The sequence below is a fragment of the Corallococcus exercitus genome, from assembly GCF_042231735.1.
GTDB lineage: Bacteria > Myxococcota > Myxococcia > Myxococcales > Myxococcaceae > Corallococcus > Corallococcus exercitus_B.
Genome location: NZ_CP102577.1, coordinates 6,852,265 through 6,866,715, shown reverse-complemented (window position 1 = coordinate 6,866,715; position 14,451 = coordinate 6,852,265). Strand labels below are relative to the sequence as shown.

The following is a 14,451-nucleotide window of genomic DNA, read 5'->3' as shown; positions in this document are numbered from 1 at the left end:
GTCCTCCGTACCCGAGGCATTCCGCCCGGACGTGCTCCCACGTCCTCGCGCTTTGCCCGGAGCCGACCATGAGGGTTTCCTCGCTGTCCCTGCTCGCCGCCTGCTGCCTCGCCACCACCGCCTGCACCGCTCACGCGGAGGACGCGGCAAAGCCCTCCCAGGGTTCCGGTGAGACGCGCCAGGTGAAGGACTTCCACGGCGTCTCCGTGGGCCACGGCATGCAAGCGGAGGTGAAGGTGGGCCCCAAGTCCGTCCGCCTGGAGGGCTCCGCCGAGAACCTGTCCCGCATCCAGCTGGAGGTGGAGGACGGCATCCTCACCACGCGCGTGGAGCGCAAGGGCTGGAGCGGCCTCAACGGCCGGGTGAAGATCATCGTGTCCTCGCCCCGCATCGACCACGTGGAGGTCAGCGGCGGCGGCCACATGAACGCGGACGTCACCGCGTCCGACGAGTTCGACGCCGAGGCCAGCGGCGGCGCGGTGCTCACCGTGCGCGGCGTGGACGCCAAGAAGGTGGAAGCCGAGGCCAGCGGCGGCGCGGAGATCACCCTGACCGGCCGCGCGCGGGAGCTGGATGCCGAGGTCAGCGGCGGCTCGCAGCTCCACGCCCAGCAGCTCCAGGGCGTCAGCACCCTGGACGTGGACGCCAGCGGCGGCGCCATCGTGGAGGCCAACGCCTCCGACAGCGTCACCGGCGACGCGTCCGGCGGCAGCATCGTCCGCCTGTCGAAGCGGCCCCAGAACGCCGACCTGGACGTCAGCGGCGGCTCGCGCCTGGACACGTCGAACTAGCCGCCGCGCACCGGGAAAAGGTTACCCGGGCCCCGGGAGTGACCCGGGGCCCGGACAGGCCCCCCACGAGGCATCAGAGACGCCGCACACCGGACCTCCAAGGTCATCCGGGCGACCGTGCTCCTTCCACGTGGATGCCGACCGCACAGGTGTGCTGCCGGACAGGCGCGTGGGCCCCATGGAACGCGCTCGAGTGACCGAACGCTTCGCAGTCCCCAAGATATTGGAAGTCCGTCCCAATCCCAAACACCGTCGGTGTCTTTCGCCACCGGACTCGCAGGGGATGCCGCGTCATGCGGCGCCTGCCGTCCCAGACCGGCCGTGGGGGCGCACGCACCGCGCTCACACGGTGCGTCGTTGGAACGCAGCAGGTCGGGTTCATCCAGCGATGATGGAAAACTCCGTACGAATGGGACTCCCTGGGTCACCGCCTCAGCGGGCCTGGGGGAAGCGGTCCGCGTTCTGACGCTCCACCATCCAGCCGGGGTACTCGGCGGGCAGCCTGGAGACGGCGTCCAGCTTCGAGAGCTGCTCGGGGCTGAGGCGCAGCTCGGACGCGGCCAGGTTGTCGTCCAGCTGGGCCTGCGTCTTCGCGCCGAGGATGACGGTGGTGACGTGCGGCTGGTGCAGCAGCCAGGCGAGCGCCACGCGCGCCACGGTGGTGCCCGTCTCCTTGGCGACCGCGTCCATCACGTCGATGGCGTTGTAAGCGCGCTCGCGGTCCACGGGCGGGAAGTCGAAGGTGGTGCGGCGGGCGCCCTCGGGGCCTTCGGCGTTGCGGCGGTACTTGCCGGACAGGAAGCCGCCCGCGAGCGGGCTCCACACCATCAGGCCCACCTGCTGGTCCTTCATCAGCGGCACCAGCTCGCGCTCCAGGTCGCGGCCGGCGATGGAGTAGTACGCCTGCAGTGATTCGAAGCGGGACAGGCCGCGGTGGTCGCTCAGGCCCAGCGCCTTCATCAGCTGCCACGCGGCCAGGTTGGACGCGCCCAGGTAGCGCACCTTGCCCTCGCGCACGAGGTCATCCAGCGCGCGCAGCGTCTCATCCAGCGGGGTGGCCGCGTCGTAGCCGTGGATCTGCAAGAGGTCGATGTGGTCCGTGCCCAGGCGCTTCAGGCTCGCGTGCACGGAGTCGAAGATGTGGTAGCGCGACAGGCCCACCTCGTTCTGGCCCGGGCCCATGCGGCCGCGCACCTTGGTGGCCAGCACCACCTGCGACCGCTTCGCCGCGAGCGCCTTGCCGAGCAGTTCCTCCGACTGCCCGTACGAATACACGTTCGCGGTGTCGAAGAAGTTGATGCCCGCGTCCAGGCACCGGCCCACCAGCGCGTCCGCCTCCGCCTGCCCCTGCTGCCCGATGTTCTTCCAGTAGCCCTCGCCACCGAAGGTCATGGCGCCGAAACACAGTTCAGAGACAAACAGGCCGGTGCGGCCCAGCGGACGGTAGTGCATGCGCGTGTCACCTTGGGTGGAAGTGAAGGCGGCCCCTCTTAACGCCCGGTGCGCGGTCCCGCAGCAGGAAGGCACGCGATGACGTCTGCGCGCCGCTTCGTGGGCTGGGACCTGACGGACCCGTTCGCCCGCGCTCCCCGCCCCGTGGATGAAGCCGTCGTGGACGGGGACGGCCGCGTGCGCTTCTCCCAGCGCGTCTGGCCCGGAGTGCAGGCGAAGCACGGGCTGGACCCGGAGGCGCTCGCGGAGGCCTTCGCCCTCCAGCCCGGTGACGTGGTGGTGGTGGACGGGCCGCAGGCGCTGGCGAACCCCGGCGAGCGGGTGCGGGACGCGGAGCGGAAGCTGCGGGCTCCGGGCCGCACGCCGGACGTGCTGCCCCTGCCCGGACTGCCGTTCGCGGGCTTCGTGCGCGGCAGCGTGCTGCTGTTCGCCGCGCTGCGGGCCCATGCGCGGGTGCCGCTCCTGGACCTGGACACGCCGGCGCTGTCCCACGCGCGTCTCTTCGAGGCCTTCCCCGGCGCCACCTGGCGCGCGCTGGCTGTGGAGAAGTTGGGGGCAAAGGCCTCGCCCGAAGGACGCGCCCGGAGGCAGGCCCTGCTGGAGTCCGCCGGCCTGCGCTTCATGGACGCGGGGACGTGCACGCACGACCAGCTGGACGCCGCGCTCTGCGCCTGGCTGGGCTGGCTCACGCGCACCCGGCCCGGGGACATCACCGCGGTGGGCCTGCCCCTCACGCGGGACGCGGACGGGACGCTGCGCGAGGGGCGCATCCTGGACGTGGATCGCGGCGTTCAAGCCGCGCCGCGCCAGCGTTGACCGCCCGTCACCACGGGCAACAGCAGCCAGCTGGGGCCCTCCGGCCTGTGATGGACCCACGGCACGGACGACTTCTCAGAAATGCTCGGGAGGCGCTTCCTCCTCGGGAGGAATCAGGGTTGTCGGCAGCTCTTCCCATTCTCGCGAGAGCGTTTCACCCACGGAGCCGCGCCGCATCCAGTCCGGCCACTTCGCCACGACGCGATGGTTGCGCTCCAGGAACTCCCAGAACCGCCGGGCTTCCTCCGTGTCCATCCGCCTGATGGAAGACATTCAACCCTCTCCTCCGGAACCCGCTGGCTCCTGCGTCCTTCGCTGGATGACCAGGAACAACTCGTCCGCGGCGAGTCGCTCGATTTGAACATAAGCATAGGGGAGCAGTGGCATGCGCGGTGAGACCTTCGTGCTCGTCCACTCGAGCTTGCGGCCTTCCTTGTTCTTCCGCTTCACGGGCCGACCGGAGCTCAGCTGCATCGAGAAAAGATCGAAAAACCTGCGGGGCCCCACGCCCATGAAGGGAACGAAGACGACCCTCCCCTTGACGTCCTGGCCGTCCATCAACGCGATGGAGTCATCGTGCAGCCGGAGGGCATGGCTCTTCGGATAGGGCTCGACGAAGTACACCCGCTCGATTCCCGCGGCCACGATGTGCTTCGCACAGTTGTGACAGGGGAAAGTCGTTGCGTAGAGGTGGGCTCCCCGCGTGGGAGCTCCCATCCGGGCGCAGGCGGACAGGGCCGCCATCTCAGCGTGTACCTCGCGACTGTACTCGGTGATGTCCAGCAAGCCCGTGTCCGCGAAGAGTTCCCGGCCTTCCTCGTAGAGGGCGTTGTCTCCATCCTGTGCCCTGGAGTCCTGGCCGAAGTGCTTCCTCACCTTGCGCATGATGCCCACGACGAGCTTGCGCTTGAGGACATCATTGGAATCCACGCCGCGTGCACTGTCCCGCTGGTCATGAAGGCCCGGCCAGTATTGGCCACCGCTGTACTGCGGAGCGTCGTTCGCGCCTGTGGCGATGACGTCGCCCGTCTGGCTGGTGACGACGGCCCCGACCTGACGCGCCAGACTGCCGGAGCGCTGCGCGGCGGCGAAGGCCATGAACATGGCGTGCTCTTCCTGGGTGGGCGTCGTCCAGGGCGATCCGAAGACGAGGTCCAGGAAGCGGAAGACCTGACTGCGGGACTCCTCCTCGTTGCCTGTCATGGGGATGAAGACGTCGGACAGCTCGAAGGTGTCGCGCGCGTGCTGCCCGTGCCCTTCCTTCTCGTTCTCGTCTTTCCGGATGAGCTCGCGGGCCCTTTCCTCTGGAATCAGGTGACGGTCCACCAGATTGCGCAGGCGCAGCGACTCCGGCGAGTACACCCCCATCAGGAAGAATCCCGGGCCATAGATGCGTCGAAGGGTGCGCACCTCCGCCGGATGTTTCAGCGAGTGCACGAGGTACACGGCCTGCGAGCGCGGAAACAGGACTTCTTCCTCCCCGTGGCGCACCCGGAGTTCGGCTATCTGTTGCGCGGCATAGAGCGCGAAGATGTCATTCCGCTTCGAAAGGCGTCGCAACTCATTGCCAGCCTCGATACGGCTGGCGATGCGCACGTCCTCTGTTGAGTCCTTCAACGTGAAACCCAGCTTCGACGTCTGCAGCGTCTCCAACAGCCGGGTCACCTTGATGACCCGGGGCTCGTAGTTGAAGCGCTGGAGCCCTTCGGTCAGGAAGCTCTCCATTCGTCGGAGATCCGTCCCCACTGCTCCCACCAGACCCAGCACAACCTCCGTGCGCTGATGGTCAAAACCTTCCAGGGTCCCATCACCCGAAATCCCCATCCGTCCTCCCCCTGCAATCACAAGCAGGGGGGATAGCACCCCCTTCCGACATGGGCTCCGCAGGGACCCTTCCGAAGGAGGCCTTCAGCGCCCGCGCACCGGGTCCTCGTGATGGTCGTGCCCTGGCCCGCCGAACGTTCCGGGCCAGGGTTCCGCCGCGGGCTTCAGGCCCGGGATGGGGAAGCGCCGGAAGCGCGCCTGGCTGTACGCGTACGGCGGATCGCAATCGCCGCACGTCTGCGCCCCGTCCATCATCACCACGCTGTCCGGCCCCAGTTCCAGGAACTGCGCGGGCGTCTCCGCGTTCGACACGGGGCACTGGAACACCTCGGTGCCGTCCTTCGCGCTCACCGCGAACAGCACCGGCCCTGTCGCATCCATGCCCGTGCCCAGCACCACCGTCTCCGGAGGCTGCCCGGGCCACGACGTCCAGCTCGCCAGCCGTACCTCCGGCGCCACCGGGCCCGGCCACCCCTGGAACCCATACGTCCAGGACGGCGCGAGCCCCGGCAGCGCGTAGCCCTCCAACGTCCAACCGCCCGCGGTGGAATCCTCGGACGGCGAGGGGATGACGTGCGCGGACGTCGCCAGCGCGCGGCCCAGCCCCCGGGGGAAGGTCTGCGAGCCCACCGGCTGCCCGTCCTGCGTGCTCAGCGCTTGCGTGGAGCGCTCGTTGAGCAGCAGCCCGTTCACGATGGCCAGCTCGCCCGCGGCGAAGGCCTCCGTCTTGCGCCAGCGCGGCACCCCGTCCTGGGAGAACGCCATCAACAGCGTGGGCGCCCCCGGATACAGCGGCGCCCCCACGTTCTGCGTCTGCCCGAACGCCACGTACAGATCCCCCGCCGCGTCGGACGCCACGCCGTACGGATGCGGGTGGTTGCACTCCGCGAGCAGCGGATCCTGCAAGGCCTGCGCGGACACCATCCCGCCAAAGGCATCCAGCACCACCAGGAAGTACCGCCGGCACAGCGTGTCGCGCGCCGTGCCCGCGGGGTACGCCTCGAAGAGGGCCGCCAGCCGGTCCGGCTGCATCACCCCCAGCCGCGCCATGAACACCGTCGTCAGCCCCTGCGTGAAGTCCGGCCGCGCCGCCGCCAGGTCGAACGTCCACCGGGGCGAGCCCGTCACCCGGTCCAGCAGCGACACCTGCCCGGAGTTCGGCAGGTCCATGCACAACAGCCGGTCGTTCCACAGCATGCACCGGCGCCCGGACACGCTCGCGCGCACCGGCACCGGGCCCGCCGCGTCCAGCAGCGCCGGCACGAAGAAGCCCACCAGCGTCACGTCCCCCGTGGGCCCCACCAGGAGGTCGTGCAGCGCCTCGCCGTTGGACTTCGCGTCGTAGGTCCAGTCCGGCACCACCGCCGTGGCGGCGGGGCGCTCGCACACGGAGCCCTTGCACCTGCCCGGCCCCTGGCACGGGCTGGCCGGCGCGCACGCGAAGTGGTCCGGCGGGTCGCGGCGCTGGCACGTCCCGTCCAGGCACACGTCCGCCGCGTCACAGCCGCGCTCCGGGCCGCAGAACGTCCCGTCCGGCGCCTTCGCCAGCGTGCACCCCACCTTCGGGTCGCACGCACCCACCTGGCACTTCCCGTCCCCCGGACACGGCGGCGCCGGCACCGACGTGCAGCCATCCAGCGGGCTGCACACGTCCGTGGTGCACGCGTTGCCGTCGTCGCAGACGCGCTCCGTGCCCCTGCACCGCCCGGCCGTGCACGTGGCGCCCTGGATGCACGCGTTGCCCGGGTCGCACGCCGTGCCGTCCGGCGCCTCGGCCTCCACGCACGTCTCCGTCGTCACGTCGAACGTGGAGGTGTGGCAGGCCACCGGCGTGGGGCAGTCCGGGAACGGGTTCGCCTCCCCGCGCAGCTCCACCCGCACCTCCCCGCCTCCGGGCGCCCGGCCCACCAGCGTGGCCGTCAGCACGCCCGTCGCCTCCGGCCGGTAGGACAGCCGGACCGGCACCTCGCCCGGCGCCATCCGCGCGGGCAGCCCGTCCGCGAAGAAGGGCGCCGCCAGCGACGTCCAGTCCACGTCCAGCGTCGTGCGGCCCGCGTTCACCACGCGGATCTCCACCACCCGCTCCACCTGGGGGTAGCCAGGCGGGAACGCCACGGACTCCTGGGAGACCCGCAGGAGGCTCCGGGCGCCCGTCAGCGGGGGTTCGTCCCGGCAGGCGCCCACGAAGGCCAGCAGGGCGGCCAGGGCCATTGCCAGGGCTCCAGGCGGCCGGGCGGCAACCCCTGGCCAGCCCGTTGGAGCCTCCGGAAGGCCCGTCAGGCCCCCACTGCCCACCGTCCGCGTGCGTGCCATCGAGCCTCCTGCCCCCTGCCTTTACACCCCTCTCCATCCCCCTGTCCCACGGCACCCCACCCCCCGGGGTTTCAGGATTGGGCACTTTGATGCCTGAGTTTTTTTCAGCCCCAAGGGTTCTGAGTCACTCCAAACCCCCGGAACGACAGGCCTGTCGCAGGGTACGGTTCTGGCAACGGGCGCGGGCATGACCCTGGCCGGCCCTTCGCACGATTCTCCAGGATTGCAGGCGTTCACGGTGCTCATCGCCCGGGGCGTGCAGTCCACCGTGAACGGGCTGTCCGCCGAGGTCCGGCAGGCGGTGCTGGCCGAGCTGTTCCGCATGGGCACGCAGGCCTCCGAGAACCACTCGGGGCACACGCCCTGTCCTCCCTACACCCTGCGCCTGGACGTGGCGGACTGCCGGATACACGTGGAGCTGGACCCCATGCGCACCCGCCTGTCCCTGACCGGCCTCACCCGGCCCCGGCCGCACTAGAGGAACCGTGAACGAGCGGTGGACGTATGGGCCCATGATGCCCCGGCGCGCGGGCTACGAGGAGAGCTGGGAGCTCACCTACCGCGTGGAGCAGCTCCGGGAGCTGGTGGGCCAGGAGCTGCACCTGGACGCCGAGCTCGCGGAGGAGCTGGACGACACCCTGGCCCGCCTGGTCATGCGCAACCAGCGCCTGCGCGCCCTGCAGCGCATGGTGTCCGCGGAACGGGAGCCGGAGGACCTGGTCATGCTCCGCGCCGCGCTGGAGGACATGGACCGGCAGCTGCTCCAGGACCTGCCCGGCCTGCTGGACCGGCTGCGCGCCACGCTCCTGTAGCAGCATGGCGCTTCGCCGGGTGCCTGCCGGTTTCCGACTTGTGCACGGGCCCCGCTTCTTTTCACCAGTCTAATTGGAGTGTTGATCAACTGGTGGAAGCGGTAGGGGAAGCCGAGTTGGGGACAAGTCAGCAAGCCTCCGGATTCATTCACGAATCGGCGATCTGCTACATGTGGGCAAATTGCCGGTTTCCCCCGGGCATCCACAGCGCTGCTTCCAGGCCCCCGGTTGTCCACAGGTCCATCCACACCATCCACAGGTGATCCACAGGGACCTGGGGGGCATCCGAGCGGCAAGGAAGGACCCCGGATGCAACAGCCCTGTTATGGTCCGGCCCGGCTTTCTTCACGACGCGGGCGCCATTCTTCCAAGGCGCTGGAGGATGAGCTCATCGACTTCCATCGGGGCGAGCGCATCGGGAAGTACGAGGTGCTCACGCAGCTGACCGTGGGCGGCATGGCGGAGCTGTTCCTGGGCTACACGTCGGGCCCGGGCGGCTTCCGCAAGTACGTGGTCATCAAGCGCATCCTCCCGGACGCGCGCTCCAATGATCAGTTCGTCCGCATGTTCCTGGACGAGGCGCGCATCACCGCGGCCTTCAACCACCCGAACATCGCGCAGGTGTTCGACCTGGGGGAGGAGGACGACGGGCTCTACCTGGCCATGGAGTTCATCGGCGGGCAGAACCTCAACCAGGTGACCAGCGCGTGCCTGAAGAAGCGCCAGCCGGTGCCGCTGGCCTTCACCCTGTCCGTGGCCCGCGACGTGTGCCTGGCGCTGCACTACGCGCACACCTTCACGTCCCCCGGCGGCGAGGCGAGCCCCGTCATCCACCGCGACGTGGCCCAGAAGAACATCATGGTGACGTACGACGGCACCGTGAAGCTGCTCGACTTCGGCATCGCCAAGGCGAAGAACAGCCTGGAGCGCACCAGCGTGGGCACGGTGAAGGGCACCACCGGGTACATGTCCCCGGAGCAGGTGCGCGGCGATCCGCTGGATGGCAGGAGCGACCTGTTCTCCGTGGGCGTGGTGATGCACGAGCTCATCACCGGCGAGCGGCTCTTCGCGGGCAAGACCGAGCGCGACGAGATGGTGAAGATCCTCGAGGACCCCATCCCGTGGCCCTCGGTGCTCCTGCCGCACATCTCCGAGGACATCTCCCGCGTGGTGATGCGCGCCTTGGAGCGCAACGTGGACCGCCGCTATCCGTCCGGGCGGGACATGGCGCGCGCCATCGAGAAGGCGGCCGGCGGCAAGCTGATGGACGCCGAGCAGCGCGCCGCCCTCATGAAGGGCCTGTTCGCGGAGCGCATGGCGGCCACGCGCTCGCTGCTGGAGAGCGCGGACGTCACGACGAGCAGCCAGGTGCTGGCGTCGGCGAAGCGGGCGCTCCAGAAGGATGACGGCCCCTACCTGCCGGAGCGCAAGGCCACCGCGCTCAGCGTCGTGGAGGCGCGCAAGAAGGCGGAGATCGCCAGGCTGCGCGCGGAGGAGTCCGGCAGCGACGAGACCGCGCTCCCGGTGAAGCGCTCCAGGCTGGGCGTCGTCTGGGCGCTCCTGTCGCTGTCGCTCATCCTGGGGCTGGCCTACGGCGCGTTCCGGCTCACGAAGCTGCTGGAGGACGAGGAGAAGACCTCCCCGCCCGCCCCCATGGGCATGGGACCCATGCTCCCCATCCGGCCGCCCCAGTCCCCCGTGCCCGACGCGGGCGTGGCCATCGCGGACGCGGACAAGGACAAGGACACCAGGGACCGGGGAACGAAGGACCGGGGAACGAAGGACCGGGACCCGGACCGGGACGACTCCGAGCGTGGCGGCCGGAGCCGGAAGAACAAGGGCGAGGTGACGCTCTTCCTGGACGAGCCCGCGGAGGTCTTCCTCAAGAACAAGTCCCTGGGCCACGCGCCGCTGGTGAAGCGCTCGCTGCCGGTGGGACAGGCGGAGCTCATCCTGGTGGGCGAGGACAAGAAGCGCCGGGTGCTCGCGGTGCCGGTGGAGGCGGGCAAGCCCGTGCGCCTCAACCTCAAGCTGAGGGAGCTGCCGGGCCGCTGAGTCCCGGGGTGGACGAAGGGGCGCGCGAAGGAGCGGCACGGGCGGAAGGGGTCCGCTATCTTCCGCCCCTCATGGCCCTCTCCCTTGGCTTCCTGATGGACCCGCTCGAGAGCGTGCGGGTGGACCACGACACGACGTTCTCGCTGATGCTGGAGGCCCAGCGGCGGGGGCACGACGTCTACTACTTCGAACAGGGGTGGCTGCGCTTCAACGGCCGGTGCTCGGAGGCGCGCATGCGCCGGGTGAAGGTGCGGCGCGAACCAGGCCACCACTTCGACGTGCTGGCGGAGGACGTGCGGCCCCTGTCGAAGCTGGACGTGCTCTTCCTGCGCAAGGACCCGCCGGTGGACGCGGACTATCTGCACGCCACGCAGCTGGTGGAGCTGTGTCCGGACCGCATGCCCATCTTCATCAACAACCCGTCCGGCATCCGCGACGCGAACGAGAAGCTCTTCACGCTGAACTACCCGGACCTGATGCCGGAGACGCGCGTGACGCGGGAGCTGTCCGTGGTGCTGGAGTTCGCGGCGAAGAACGCGCAGGGCACCATCCTGAAGCCCATCGACGGCTTCGGCGGCAAGGGCATCCTCTTCCTCGCGCCGGGGGACCGCAACGCGCGCTCCATGGTGGAGCTGCTCACGCAGGGCGGCAAGGAGCCCATCCTCGCGCAGGCGTACGTGCCGGAGAGCCGCCTGGGCGACAAGCGCATCATCCTGGTGGACGGAGACCCGGTGGGCGCGGTGCTGCGCGTGCCGTCGGACGCGGACCACCGGGGCAACATGGCCGCGGGCGGCACGCCGATGAAGGCGGAGATCACCGCGCGCGACCTCCACATCTGCCAGCGCCTCAAGCCCGCGCTCCAGGAGAAGGGGCTGACGCTGGTGGGCATCGACGTGCTGGGCGACTACCTCACGGAGGTGAACGTCACCAGCCCCACGGGCCTGGTGGAGGCCAGCCACCTGGACGGCGTCTCCTGCGAGGCGCGCGTGCTGGACGTGGCCGAGCGGATGCACGGCGCGCGCTGAACGTGGGGCCTGTCACGCTGGAGGACGGCGAGACGCTGGACTCCATTGGCACCGCGGACGTGCGCGTGTTCCAGCGCCGGACGGGCTACCGCTTCACGCTGGACGCGGTGCTGCTGGCGCACTTCGCGGCCACCGAAGGCGGTGACCTGCCCGGGCCGGTGCTGGAGCTGGGCGCGGGCAGCGGCGTGGTGTCGCTGCTGCTGGTGAAGCAGTTCGGCGTCTCGGGCCCGGTGGATGCGCTGGAGCTGCAGCCCGCGGTGCACGCACGGCTGACGCGCGCGGTGGCGCTCAACGGGTGCGAGGGCCGGGTGCGGCCGCTGCTCGGGGACCTGCGGCAGGCCCGGATGCTGTTCACGCCTGGGGCCTACGGGCAGGTGGTGTCCAACCCGCCGTTCCGCCGGGCCCAGGCGGGCGTGGTGAGCCCGGACGCGGAGCGGGCCGTGTCCAAGTCGGAGGTGGCGTGCGACGCGCCCTCCGTGGTCGCGGCGGCGCGGCATGCCCTGCGGCCGGGGGGCGGCGTGAGCCTGGTGTATCCGGCGGCGCGGCTGGCGGAGGTGCTGGGGGTGCTCGCGGGCGCGCGGTTGTTCCCCCGGGTGCTTCGTTCGGTACACGCGCGGGTGGACGCGCCCGCCACACGCTTCCTGGTGCAGGCGCTGAGGGACCAGGACCGGGGGCTGTCCGTGCGAGCGCCGCTCATCGTTCACGGCGAGGGACCTGGCGGGTACAGCGCGGAGGTGGCGGCGCTGATGGACGTGCCGCTGGCGGAGCGGGACGGGGGTTGAGTGCCCGGCCGCGGGGCGTGGGGGCCTGCGAGCGTCGAGGCCGGATGAGCCAATGCGTCACAACGTATGGGGCACTTCACCCACCGGACGCGTGCGTCCCGACGAGGAGAGCCCCATGAACGTGGCGATGCTGAACGAACAACCATCGTTGCTGAAGTCGGCCGCGCTGCTGCCGCCGCGTCTGTCGTTGGGCGCGACGATGATCCACCACGGCCTGGCGAAGCTGAAGAAGGAAGGCATGGAGCAGCAGGTGGGCATGTTCGAGCAGCTGGGCATCAAGCCCGGCAAGCCGTGGCTGCTGGCCACGGGCATCACGGAGCTGGTGGCCGGGGTGAGCTCCATCCTGGGCATCGCGACGCGCTTCACGGCGGTGTCGGTCATCGTCACGCAGGCCATGGCCATCGCGAAGGTGCACAGGAAGAACGGCTTCGACATGACGAAGGGCGGCTACGAGTTCAACCTGGCGCTCATCGCCATCGCGCTGGGGACGTTGATGCGCGGGCCGGGGCGGGTGTCGCTGCACAGCGCGCTGGAGCGGCGGGTGAAGCGTAAGGAGCTGAAGCACTTCCGGCTGCTGCCGCGTCAGCGCCGGGGCTCGATGCTGCTCGACGCGCTGGGGTAGGCGGGGCAGGGCCTTGGAGGGGTGTGGGGGTGTCGCCTGCCCGGCTGCTGGTGAACCGGGCCCGTGGGTGGCGCCCCTGCCCCCGTCCCATCCCGTAAGATGCGCGGGCCATGGCCCCCCCGTCCGTCCTGCTGATGCTGGCGCTCGCCGCGCCCGCCGCCTCCGTCCCCAACTTCTCCACAGCCGAGTCCTCCAGCGCCGCCCGCCTCAACGAAGCGGGCACGGCCTCCGTGCGCTCCGTCATCCGGAACGCGGGAGCCGGACAGCTGGAAGCCGCGGGCCTCGCGTCCGTGCGATTCGCGATGGGGGAAGCGGGGGGCACGGCCGTCTCGATGCGGATGCCCGCGGGCCTCGCCGAGGCCCCTCCGTCCTCCCCTGCATCGGACACCGTCCCCGCCACGGGCGCCACGGCGCAAAGCCAGACAGACTCCCTCTCCGAGGCCGGCCGCATCGCCGTGGAGGCCAGCGTCGGGGCCCTGCGTGCCGCCGCCATCGCGATGCACGGCAAGGCCGGCACCGCGCCCGGACTCGCCGTGGGCAACCCGGACGAGCACTACGCCCGGGGCGTCGCCGCCCTCCAGTCCAAGGACTCCCGCACCGCCATCGCGGAGCTGTCCGCGTGCGTGCAGGCCGCGCCGTCCCGCGCCGACTGCCGCTGGGAACTGGGCTGGGCGTACTCCGTGGAAGGCCGCTGGGCGGACTCGCTCACGCAGTGGACGCAGGTGCGCGCGCTCAATCCCAACCAGCCGGACCTGGAGGGCGCGCTCACGCAGGCCCGCAACCAGGCCGCGCTCCAGGCGAAGCTCGCGCAGCCCGTGGACAGCACGCCCCGCCCTCCCCCGCCCCCGGGCGCGAAGCTGCGCATCCGCGCCGCCGGTGACCTGATGCTCGGCACCACCGTGCCGGAGGGCTACCTGCCCCCCGAGGGCGGCGGCAGCGTCATCGCGGCCGTGCGCCCCCTCCTGGAGGACGCGGACCTCACCTTCGTGAACCTCGAAGGGCCCCTGTGTGACACCGGCAAGACCACCAAGTGCCGCTCGCCCGCGAACTGCTACGCGTTCCGCTCGCCCACGTCCTTCGGTGAGTACCTGAAGCAGGCCAGCGTGGACGTGGTCTCCACCGCCAACAACCACTCCGGCGACTTCGGCGAGGAGTGCCGCCGCGCCACCGAGTCCACGCTGGACGCGCTGGGCATCGCCTGGAGCGGTCCGCCGGGCAGCGTCGCCACGCTGGAGCGCAACGGGCTGAAGATCGGCCTCGTGGCCTTCCACACGTCCCCGGGCTGCAACCACCTCAACAACCTGCCCACCGCCACCGCGCTGGTGAAGCAGACCGCCGCCACGCACGACATCGTCATCGTCTCCTTCCACGGCGGCGCGGAGGGCGGCAAGGCCCTGCACGTCCCGCAGGGCAAGGAGATGTTCTTCGGCGAGGACCGCGGCGACCTGCGCGCCTTCACCCACGCGGTGGTGGACGCGGGCGCGCACCTGGTGCTCGGCCACGGCCCGCACGTCGCGCGCGCCATGGAGTTCTACCAGGGCCGCCTCATCGCCTACTCCATGGGCAACTTCGCCACCTACGGCCGCTTCAACCTCAAGGGTCCGCAGGGCCTGGGCATGATCCTCGAGGTGGAGCTGGACGCGAACGGCCGCTTCTCCAACGGCCGCATCCTCCCCACGAAGCAGGTGGGCGAGGGCATCACCCAGCCGGACCCGGACGCCAACGTCGTCTCGCTGGTGCGCAAGCTCACCCTCGAGGACTTCCCCGACACGGGCGCCCGCATCGCCGACGACGGCCGCCTCTCTCCGCGCAAGTCACCCGCCACCGTCACCAACACCGTGCCGTAGCACCGAGCCTTCCTGACAACGCCGCACCCACACCCACGGAAGGCCGCGCCTTTCGTGGGTGTTTTGCATGTCACGCATCGCGCCTCACCGTCAGGGAATGCGCGCTTCGCTG

The 14,451-nt window shown here is 70.5% G+C and carries 13 protein-coding genes; 9 read left to right on the top strand and 4 right to left on the bottom strand.

Features of this window, described 5'->3' with window-relative positions; genetic code table 11:
* The first annotated feature begins 68 nt into the window (after positions 1-68).
* On the top strand, positions 69-791 hold the full coding sequence (locus NR792_RS27480) for a head GIN domain-containing protein (protein WP_375755660.1): 723 nt from the start codon (positions 69-71) through the stop codon (positions 789-791).
* A gap of 432 nt (positions 792-1,223) precedes the next feature.
* Here NR792_RS27480 and NR792_RS27475 read toward each other — a convergent pair whose 3' ends face one another.
* A complete protein-coding gene (locus tag NR792_RS27475) occupies positions 1,224-2,243 on the bottom strand; it encodes an aldo/keto reductase (protein WP_375755659.1) in 1,020 nt (339 codons plus the stop codon).
* Between the two features lie 78 nt (positions 2,244-2,321).
* Between NR792_RS27475 and NR792_RS27470 the strand changes: the two genes are divergently transcribed.
* Positions 2,322-3,059 carry a DUF429 domain-containing protein gene (locus tag NR792_RS27470; RefSeq protein WP_375755658.1) on the top strand — a complete coding sequence of 246 codons (738 nt, stop codon included), beginning with the start codon at positions 2,322-2,324 and terminating at the stop codon, positions 3,057-3,059.
* 75 nt (positions 3,060-3,134) lie between these two features.
* On the opposite strand, the gene NR792_RS27465 is transcribed toward NR792_RS27470, so the two are convergent.
* The 3 genes from NR792_RS27465 to NR792_RS27455 form a co-directional block, all read right to left on the bottom strand.
* A complete protein-coding gene (locus NR792_RS27465) occupies positions 3,135-3,332 on the bottom strand; it encodes a hypothetical protein (RefSeq protein ID WP_375755657.1) in 198 nt (65 codons plus the stop codon).
* Entirely contained in the window at positions 3,333-4,883 is a 1,551-nt protein-coding gene (locus tag NR792_RS27460) for an anti-phage dCTP deaminase (RefSeq protein ID WP_375755656.1), read from the bottom strand.
* A gap of 84 nt (positions 4,884-4,967) precedes the next feature.
* A complete protein-coding gene (locus NR792_RS27455) occupies positions 4,968-7,094 on the bottom strand; it encodes a tenascin-X (RefSeq protein WP_375755655.1) in 2,127 nt (708 codons plus the stop codon).
* A 325-nt stretch (positions 7,095-7,419) separates the two neighbouring features.
* On the opposite strand from NR792_RS27455, the gene NR792_RS27450 reads away from it, so the two are divergent.
* From NR792_RS27450 to NR792_RS27420, 7 genes are all read left to right on the top strand, one after another.
* Positions 7,420-7,674 carry a hypothetical protein gene (locus tag NR792_RS27450; RefSeq protein WP_375755654.1) on the top strand — a complete coding sequence of 85 codons (255 nt, stop codon included), beginning with the start codon at positions 7,420-7,422 and terminating at the stop codon, positions 7,672-7,674.
* Between the two features lie 7 nt (positions 7,675-7,681).
* On the top strand, positions 7,682-8,008 hold the full coding sequence (locus tag NR792_RS27445) for a hypothetical protein (protein WP_375755653.1): 327 nt from the start codon (positions 7,682-7,684) through the stop codon (positions 8,006-8,008).
* 309 nt (positions 8,009-8,317) lie between these two features.
* Positions 8,318-10,063, top strand: coding sequence for a serine/threonine protein kinase (locus tag NR792_RS27440; protein ID WP_375755652.1), 1,746 nt, complete (start codon positions 8,318-8,320; stop codon positions 10,061-10,063).
* Positions 10,064-10,134: 71 nt separating this feature from the next.
* Positions 10,135-11,088 (top strand): glutathione synthase, encoded by a 954-nt coding sequence (gene gshB / locus NR792_RS27435; protein ID WP_375755651.1) that lies wholly within the window; start codon positions 10,135-10,137, stop codon positions 11,086-11,088.
* Between the two features lie 2 nt (positions 11,089-11,090).
* Positions 11,091-11,870: a tRNA1(Val) (adenine(37)-N6)-methyltransferase gene (locus NR792_RS27430; RefSeq protein ID WP_375755650.1), complete on the top strand. Its 780-nt coding sequence runs from the start codon at positions 11,091-11,093 to the stop codon at positions 11,868-11,870.
* Positions 11,871-11,985: 115 nt separating this feature from the next.
* Entirely contained in the window at positions 11,986-12,492 is a 507-nt protein-coding gene (locus NR792_RS27425; RefSeq protein WP_375755649.1) for a DoxX family protein, read from the top strand.
* Positions 12,493-12,602: 110 nt separating this feature from the next.
* Positions 12,603-14,339, top strand: coding sequence for a CapA family protein (locus NR792_RS27420; RefSeq protein ID WP_375755648.1), 1,737 nt, complete (start codon positions 12,603-12,605; stop codon positions 14,337-14,339).
* Positions 14,340-14,451: the final 112 nt, after the last annotated feature.

Bases quoted from the DNA above. Each gene is read 5' to 3' on its own strand.
- NR792_RS27440 (WP_375755652.1), top strand. From the start codon at position 8,318: ATGCAACAGCCCTGTTATGGTCCGGCCCGGCTTTCTTCACGACGCGGG.
- NR792_RS27460 (WP_375755656.1), bottom strand. From the start codon at position 4,883: ATGGGGATTTCGGGTGATGGGACCCTGGAAGGTTTTGACCATCAGCGC.
- NR792_RS27420 (WP_375755648.1), top strand. From the start codon at position 12,603: ATGGCCCCCCCGTCCGTCCTGCTGATGCTGGCGCTCGCCGCGCCCGCC.
- NR792_RS27465 (WP_375755657.1), bottom strand. From the start codon at position 3,332: ATGTCTTCCATCAGGCGGATGGACACGGAGGAAGCCCGGCGGTTCTGG.
- NR792_RS27425 (WP_375755649.1), top strand. From the start codon at position 11,986: ATGAACGTGGCGATGCTGAACGAACAACCATCGTTGCTGAAGTCGGCC.
- NR792_RS27475 (WP_375755659.1), bottom strand. From the start codon at position 2,243: ATGCACTACCGTCCGCTGGGCCGCACCGGCCTGTTTGTCTCTGAACTG.
- NR792_RS27470 (WP_375755658.1), top strand. From the start codon at position 2,322: ATGACGTCTGCGCGCCGCTTCGTGGGCTGGGACCTGACGGACCCGTTC.
- NR792_RS27480 (WP_375755660.1), top strand. From the start codon at position 69: ATGAGGGTTTCCTCGCTGTCCCTGCTCGCCGCCTGCTGCCTCGCCACC.
- gshB (WP_375755651.1), top strand. From the start codon at position 10,135: ATGGCCCTCTCCCTTGGCTTCCTGATGGACCCGCTCGAGAGCGTGCGG.
- NR792_RS27455 (WP_375755655.1), bottom strand. From the start codon at position 7,094: ATGGCCCTGGCCGCCCTGCTGGCCTTCGTGGGCGCCTGCCGGGACGAA.